Source organism: Protofrankia sp. CiP1_Cm_nod2 (genome assembly GCF_920664355.1).
Classification (GTDB): domain Bacteria; phylum Actinomycetota; class Actinomycetes; order Frankiales; family Frankiaceae; genus Protofrankia.
In genome coordinates this window covers 1-6,566 of record NZ_CAKKTL010000206.1, presented here as the reverse complement: position 1 = coordinate 6,566, position 6,566 = coordinate 1, and the positions used below count along the sequence as shown (strand labels likewise).

At 71.4% G+C, this 6,566-nt stretch carries 5 protein-coding genes and 1 pseudogene; 1 reads left to right on the top strand and 5 read right to left on the bottom strand.

What is annotated here, in order from left to right; genetic code table 11:
• Positions 1 to 7 precede the first annotated feature (7 nt).
• On the bottom strand, positions 8 to 1,804 hold the full coding sequence (locus NBW84_RS19065; protein WP_250286100.1) for an ATP-binding protein: 1,797 nt from the start codon (positions 1,802 to 1,804) through the stop codon (positions 8 to 10).
• 110 nt (positions 1,805 to 1,914) lie between these two features.
• The gene (locus NBW84_RS24520; protein ID WP_445548495.1) at positions 1,915 to 2,250 is read right to left on the bottom strand and encodes a transposase family protein; all 336 of its coding nucleotides are present in this window, start codon (positions 2,248 to 2,250) and stop codon (positions 1,915 to 1,917) included.
• Between NBW84_RS24520 and NBW84_RS19060 the strand changes: the two genes are divergently transcribed.
• Positions 2,150 to 2,656 (top strand): hypothetical protein, encoded by a 507-nt coding sequence (locus tag NBW84_RS19060; RefSeq protein WP_250286099.1) that lies wholly within the window; start codon positions 2,150 to 2,152, stop codon positions 2,654 to 2,656. The genes NBW84_RS24520 and NBW84_RS19060 overlap by 101 nt on opposite strands.
• A gap of 455 nt (positions 2,657 to 3,111) precedes the next feature.
• On the opposite strand, the gene NBW84_RS19055 is transcribed toward NBW84_RS19060, so the two are convergent.
• The 3 genes and pseudogenes from NBW84_RS19055 to NBW84_RS19045 form a co-directional block, all read right to left on the bottom strand.
• Positions 3,112 to 5,574 carry an arylsulfatase gene (locus NBW84_RS19055; RefSeq protein WP_250286098.1) on the bottom strand — a complete coding sequence of 821 codons (2,463 nt, stop codon included), beginning with the start codon at positions 5,572 to 5,574 and terminating at the stop codon, positions 3,112 to 3,114.
• Between the two features lie 114 nt (positions 5,575 to 5,688).
• Positions 5,689 to 6,054 carry a 4Fe-4S dicluster domain-containing protein gene (locus NBW84_RS19050; protein WP_250286097.1) on the bottom strand — a complete coding sequence of 122 codons (366 nt, stop codon included), beginning with the start codon at positions 6,052 to 6,054 and terminating at the stop codon, positions 5,689 to 5,691.
• A pseudogene (locus tag NBW84_RS19045) lies at positions 6,051 to 6,566 on the bottom strand (pyridine nucleotide-disulfide oxidoreductase); the annotation flags it as partial. The gene NBW84_RS19050 and the pseudogene NBW84_RS19045, both read right to left, overlap by 4 nt.

The following is a 6,566-nucleotide window of genomic DNA, read 5'->3' as shown; positions in this document are numbered from 1 at the left end:
AAGGGTTTCATCGCGGGTCATCCGTGGGGAGAAACGCGCGGACGACGGTGCCGTGACCTGCCGGGCTGTGCACGGTCAGCGTGCCGTCGAGCGCCGCGAGCCGGTCGCGCAGGCCGAGCAGGCCCGTCCCGGCCGTTCCCGCCGTTCCCGCTGTCCCGGCCGTGATGTCGGCACCTCCGATTCCGTTGTCGGTGACCTCGACGCGCAGCCGGCCGTCGGCGTGTTCGACGTCGATCCGGACCTGGTCGGCGTGGGCGTACTTGAGGGTGTTGGTCAACGCCTCGGCCGCCACGAAATAGCCGGTCGCCTCCACGGCGGGGGCCAGCCGCGGCACGGCGGCCGCCGTCAGCCGCACGTCGAGCGGAGCCTGCTCGGCCAGCGCCCGCAGCGCGGGGACCAGGCCGGCTTCGGTGAGAATGGCGGGGTGGATGCCGCGGGCGAGCGCCCGCAGTTCCTCCATGGCCCTGTCGAGCCCGTCGGCACTGCGCGCGAGCAGCGCCGTGGTCTGCTCGTCGACGGTGCCGTCGAGGCGTTCCTGGAGCAGACGCAGCAACAGCCGCGCGACGACGAGCCGTTGCTGCGCGCCGTCGTGCAGGTCACGTTCGAGGCGGCGCCGTTCGGCGTCGGCCGCGGCGACGATCCGCACGCGCGAGGCCCGGACCTCGGTGAGCTGGGCGTTCACCTCGGCGGCCAGCCGCTGGTTGTCCAGTGCCAGCCCGGCCGCGGCGGCCACGGCGTCGAGATGGTGCGGGTCCTCCCGCAGCGCCGGGTCGTGGAACAGCGCCGCGACCCGCCGTCCGTCACGCTCCACCGGCCACACGGCACGCTGTGAGTCGTCCTCCGGAAGCCGCAGCCGCTGGCCGTCCCCGTCGATGAACGTGCCGGACTCCGGCCGCCAGTAGCCGATCCGCAGCGAGGGATCGCCCAACGACCTCGCCAGGAGTCCTTGCAGGTCGGCGGCTGACAGCGGCTCGTGTAACCGTCCCAGCAGGTCCCCCACGGCGGTGCGCCCCAGCCGGACCCGCAGGACCCCCGCGAGAAACGCCAGCGGCAGCAGGCAGAACGCCACCCAGTAGACCCACAGGAACGCCGAGTACAGCGGATGACCCGTCGAACCCACAACCCCGCCGGCCACCGTGGCGGCAGCCCCCACCAGGCCGGTGACGAAGACCGGTGCGAGCACCCACCGCAGCGGCCGGCTGGCCGTCGCCCAGCGGCGGACGAGCAGCACCAGCACACCCACGGCGATCGCCGCGCCGATCGTCTCCTCGATCCGGTTCGCTGCCTGAGCCAACTGGATGTTGTCGGCGACGAGCAGCAGGTTCGGGACGGAATCAGGCAGCTGGCGGGTGTCGTAGAACAGGGCTGCCGCCGAGGGAAGCCCGAAAGCCGTGGCATACGCGGCCGCGACAAGCAGCCGCTGTACCCGTGAGGTCAGGCGTCCGCTCGGGAAGGCCAGCAGCAGATGCGCGGCGAACCCGCTCGACGCCCGGACCAGCAGCAGTCCGGCGGTGCTTATCGCCGGGGTGCGCGACACCTGCAGATCCTCGGCGAAGAAACCGGCGCCGACCAGGACCATCAGCAGCCCTACCCGGTTCGCCGGCCGCCGGGTATGCGCCACCGCCCCGGCGGCGAGGAACAGGAAACCGCCGGTGGCCCCCAGCACCATGCCCGCGGCGGGATTCGAGCCGTCCCGCACCTTGAACACCAGCCCGGCCACCCCGAGCAGCACCCCGAGCCCGACCGCGAGATACACCACCAACGTTGGCGTCAGCAGAGCACGGAAAGACAGCGGACGAGGCACAAAAGCCCGTCCTGCCACCCCCTCGATTCTCACAGAGTGATCGTCACAGCGCCCTCCGCGACTGTCAACGACATTACCGCGACATCACCGTCGACGACCGCCACAGTCGATCACTGTGTCTCCACCCCAGTAGCCCTGACGAGGGCCGTAACCAAGCACGGCGCACTGGGCCAAGGTGCCAGGATGCCACCGAAGCTGGGACTACAGGGCGCGTGGCTGCCGATCTCACGGAAGCCGGTGGCGCCCGCAAACGTGGCGATGACCGTGACGGCGAGCACGAAACGCAGCTCGTAGATCTTCCCGCGCGGTTTCCGGAAATCCGCTACCTGGCCCAGCGCGGAAAGAATGCTGCCGACGTCTTCCTCGTCGGCTGGCGCCGGCGTTCTCGACGGGGCGGCGGCGGTCTGGCATGGCAGCTTCGGGGCACTGAACTGGCTTCCCGACATCAGCCGCTGGGCGTCGGTGGTCGCTGAACTACTGGCTCCCGCTGGGTGCCTGTACCTCGCGGAGTTCCATCCCTTCAGCTTCGTCCTCGACGACGAGACCGGAGGCACGGTCACGCACGACTACTTCGATGAAGGTCCGGAAGCCTCGGGAGGCCCCGGCACCTACGCCGACGAGGCGGCAATGACCGAGCACAACGAGACCGTCGAGTGGCGGCACAGTCTGTCGACCGTTGTCTCGGCGATCGCCGGGGCTGGGCTACGGATCCAGTTCCTCCACGAACACGACCACACCTTCTACCTCCAACGCCAGTCACTTGAGCGCCACGACGGCGACATCTACCGGCATCCTGAGGGCGCTCCGCGCATCTCCCTCACCTATTCGATCCGCGCCGAGAAGGCTTGCTGAAGCCACACCACGCGTCGCCCCACCCTGTCGGGCGCCGCTGCTCCGCGCCCCACCGCGCCCACCGACCGGCCCGAAAAGGTGGGAAATCGTTCTGCCGCGCGAAAGCTTTGGCTGGTCCGCCCGACCACAGCCCTCGGACTGAAAAGCTCACCGGCCGGGCCAGCCTTCAAACCGGCGCAGCCGAAGATTTCAGCGAGCCTTTCCCGGTAACGAACCGTTGCACTCGGTGATCGATCGTTGTCTGTGACGGTCGGGCGGGAATGTGGAGCCGGTGGACGACCGGTAGATGTCAAGTCAGATGTGACAGTTGGTCGTTGTTCGGTTGGCTTGGAACTGGCTGGTTGATCCACACGGTCTTGGGCAGGCTGGGTGGCCGTGGCCGGCGGGCGAACCGCTCGGGGCGCGCGGCGCGGCCCCAGGCCGCGGCTGCCTGGGCCGGGAGCAGATAAGAGGGGCTACTCGAAGGTGGCGGCGGCTTCGCGGAGGGTGCGGATCAGAGTTTCGGGGTCGTCGGGGGCGGGCGGTCCCGGAATGTAGGTCACCGATTTCAGGCGGCCGGTGTAGCGGAAGCTGCGGTGGCGTTCGTGGACGGGCCAGGAGACCGGGGACCTGCGGTCCACGCCGACGCTGATCCCCTGGAGCGGGGCCATGCCGATGAGCTGGTGCACCTCGGCCAGCAGGCCGGTTTCGGTGCCGTCGACGAGGATCCGCCACTGCCAGCGCAGGCCGGGGATGGCCTGGGCGCGGACGCGGACGGTGCGCCGGCCGGCGGGCAGCGGCCCGGCGTCGGCCTCGTGCAGCACGCCGTACTCGTTGTACGCGAAGCGCAGCCGCCCGTCCTCCACGTACACGCTGTAACCGCCGCCCTGGTCGCCGTGCGAGACCAGGACTCCTTCGTCGCCGGCGGCATGCTCGTCCAGTTCGATGATGATGTCGAAGGAGCGGAAGGTGATGAGCTTGGCGGAGCGGTAGCGCTCCAGCTCGGGGGTGCCGGCCAGCAGGGTCACCGGCCGCCGCAGCCGCTCCTCCGCGGGGTTGCGGATGACCAGCGCGCCACTGCCGTCGGCGAGCGGGAAGACGCCGTTGCGCCAGGCCGCGTTCTCCCAGGCCGCGGCCAGTTCCTTGACCACGTCGGGGTGCGCGGCGGACAGGTCGACGATCTCGGTCGGGTCCCGCGTCACGTCGTAGAGCGCCCATTCGCCGTCGTCGTACGGAGCACCGGGGCGGTGCTGCGTGACCAGCTTCCAGCCGTCCCGGTAGTAGCTGCGGTTGCCGATCATCTCGCAGTACTGCTCGTGGTGGGTGCCGGGCGCGGCCGGATCCGCGAGGACGGCGGCGAAGCTGACCCCGTCGAGCTCCTGGACCGGCTGCCCGCGGCGCCGCGCCGGCCGGGCCACCCCGGCCAGTTCGAGCAGCGTCGGGGTGATGTCGGTGACGTACTGGTACTGGGTACGAATGCCGGCGTCGCCGGCAGGTGGCCGAACGCCGGGGTCCCCGGCAGGTGGCCGAACGCCGGGGTCCCCGGCAGGTGTCCGAATGCCGGCGTCGCCGGCGGGTGCGCGCAGGCCGGCCGGCCAGGACAGGATGAACGGCACCCGCACCCCGCCGGCGTAGGTCTGGCCCTTGTACAGCCGGAACGGCGTGTTGGAGGCCATCCCCCAGCCGCGCGGGTAGTGCACCAGGCTGCGCGGGCCGCCGATGAGGTCGGGGTCGCGCTCGACGTCGGGGTCCCAGTCGGCGGGCAGGTCCGGATGCTGGACGAAACGCTTGAAGTAGCTGCGGGTGCCCTCCGCGCCGCCCTCGCCCGTGCCTCCGTTGTCGGAGGTGAAGATGACGATCGTGTTGTCCAGGTCGCCGAGCGCGGCGAGGGTGTCCAGCAGCCGTCCGAGATTCTGGTCGATGTTGTCGACCATGGCGGCGTAGACCTCCATGTACCGGGCGTACAGCCGCTGCTGTTCCGGGGTGAGCTCCGCCCAGGGGCCCACCTCGTGTCCGGCCTCGAAGTTGCGCCGCGGCAGCCGGGTGTCGGCGGGGAAGATGCCGGCCGCGCGCTGCCGGTCGAAACGGGCCTCCCGCAGCGCGTCCCAGCCGCCGTCGTAGCGGCCCCGGTAACGCTGGACGTCCTCGGGCTTGGCCTGCAACGGACCGTGCACGGCGTTGTGCGCGACGTAGAGGAAGAACGGCTTGTCGGCGTCGTGCGCCCGCAGCGACGTCACCATCGAGATCGCCTGGTCGGTGATGTCGTCGGTGTAGTAGTAGCCGTCGGGCAGCTCGTCGATGTCCAGCGGGCTGTTGTCCCGTACCAGCTGGTGCGGGTGGAACAGGCTGGTGAGCCCTTCCAGCACGCCGTAGTACTGGTCGAAGCCCTTCCGCAGCGGCCAGTTGCGCCGGTCGTCGGCCGCGTTGGACGCCGAGTCGCGCGCCAGGTGCCACTTGCCGACCGCGTAGGTGGCGTATCCGGCGTCGTGCAGCAGCTCGGCCAGGGTGGGGATGTCGTCGGCGATCTCCATCCCGTAGCCGGGGAATCCGGGGTCGGCGTTGGCCACCATGGCGTATCCGACGCGGTGCGGGTTCAGGCCGGTCAGCAGGGCTGCCCTGGCCGGCGAGCACAGCGGCATGGTGTGGTAGTTGGTCAGCCGCACACCCTGTGCGGCGAGCCGGTCCAGGGCCGGCGTGGCGATCTCGGCGCCGAACGGGCCGATGTCGCTGTACCCCATGTCGTCGACGAGCACCACGACGATGTTGGGTGCGCGCCCGTCCGGGCGGACGCGGGACGGCCACGCCGGCTCCGACTCGCCGAAGGTGCGCCCGATCCGGCCGCCGAACCCGGCGTACGGGTCGCGCCGCGTGCCGGCGGGAGCGGGACGCGGGACGGGCCGGGGCCCGGTTCCGGGCTCGGGCTCGCGGGACGTCGACATGTGCTTGTTCCCTGCCTTGTCGCTGCTCGGATCGGGCCTGTCACTACTTGGAGCAGGCTTGTCACTGCTCGGATCGGGTGTCCTCGTTCGGTCTTCGCGGAGGTCCCGCCTGTCTCACCGGCCGGATGCCTCCGGCGCCGGGCGGAAGCGCGCGGTGAAGACGTGGGTGCGGTCCAGCAGGCTGCCGGGCCGGCGGCCGTGGCCCCAGCCGAGCCAGCGCCGGTACTCCCCGAACCGGTCGTGGGCTTCGAGGAACGCCTCGTCCCGCAGCGGTGACCCGGCCGGCGCCGGGCCCGCCAGCGGAGCCACGAACAGCGCGTCGGCCGGGCAGTAGGCCTCGCACATGAAACAGGTCTGGCATGCGGACTGCCGGGCTATCACCGGATGGCCGCCGTCGACCGCGTCGAAGACGTTGGTGGGGCACACCTCGACACAGATGTCGCAGTCGACGCACCTGCTGTCGCTGACCACCTCGATCACAGGACCGGCACCTCCTCGGGACGGCGAACGCCGGGAACGGCGCCGGGAACAGGGACAGCGGCGGCACTTCCGGCGACGGTGGTTCCGGCGACGATGCTCTCGGCGGCCGTCCACACCTGGTCGAGGCCGCCGACGCGGATGCGGTGGGCCAGGGCCGGGTCGGTCCCTGGCCGGTCCAGGCGGACCTGCAGCCCGCGGCTTTCCGGCCGGGACAGCGCGCCGCGGTACATCCACCGGGCGTGCGCGAGCATCGCCGCGGCCTCCCGGGTGGGGGTGATGCTGTGGGCGTCGCCGTCCGGTGCGAGCCCGTTGACGACGGCCGACCACAGTGAGTCGAGAACGGCCAGCGACTCGCGCAGGTCCGCCGCCGTCCTGAACCTGTTGTGCCGCAGCGGCAGCACCCGCTCCTGGACGGCGGCCACCACCTCCTCGTGCCGCAGGTCGCCGCGGCCCGCCCGGGCGCGCAGCCCCGCGCCGCCGGCGGGGGTGAGGGGCGCCGACGGCCAGCCGGC

What these genes read in the sequence shown, in the direction of transcription:
- NBW84_RS19060 (WP_250286099.1), top strand. Translation starts at nt 2,150, where the DNA reads ATGCTGCCGACGTCTTCCTCGTCGGCTGGCGCCGGCGTTCTCGACGGG.
- NBW84_RS19055 (WP_250286098.1), bottom strand. Translation starts at nt 5,574, where the DNA reads ATGTCGACGTCCCGCGAGCCCGAGCCCGGAACCGGGCCCCGGCCCGTC.
- NBW84_RS24520 (WP_445548495.1), bottom strand. Translation starts at nt 2,250, where the DNA reads ATGTCGGGAAGCCAGTTCAGTGCCCCGAAGCTGCCATGCCAGACCGCC.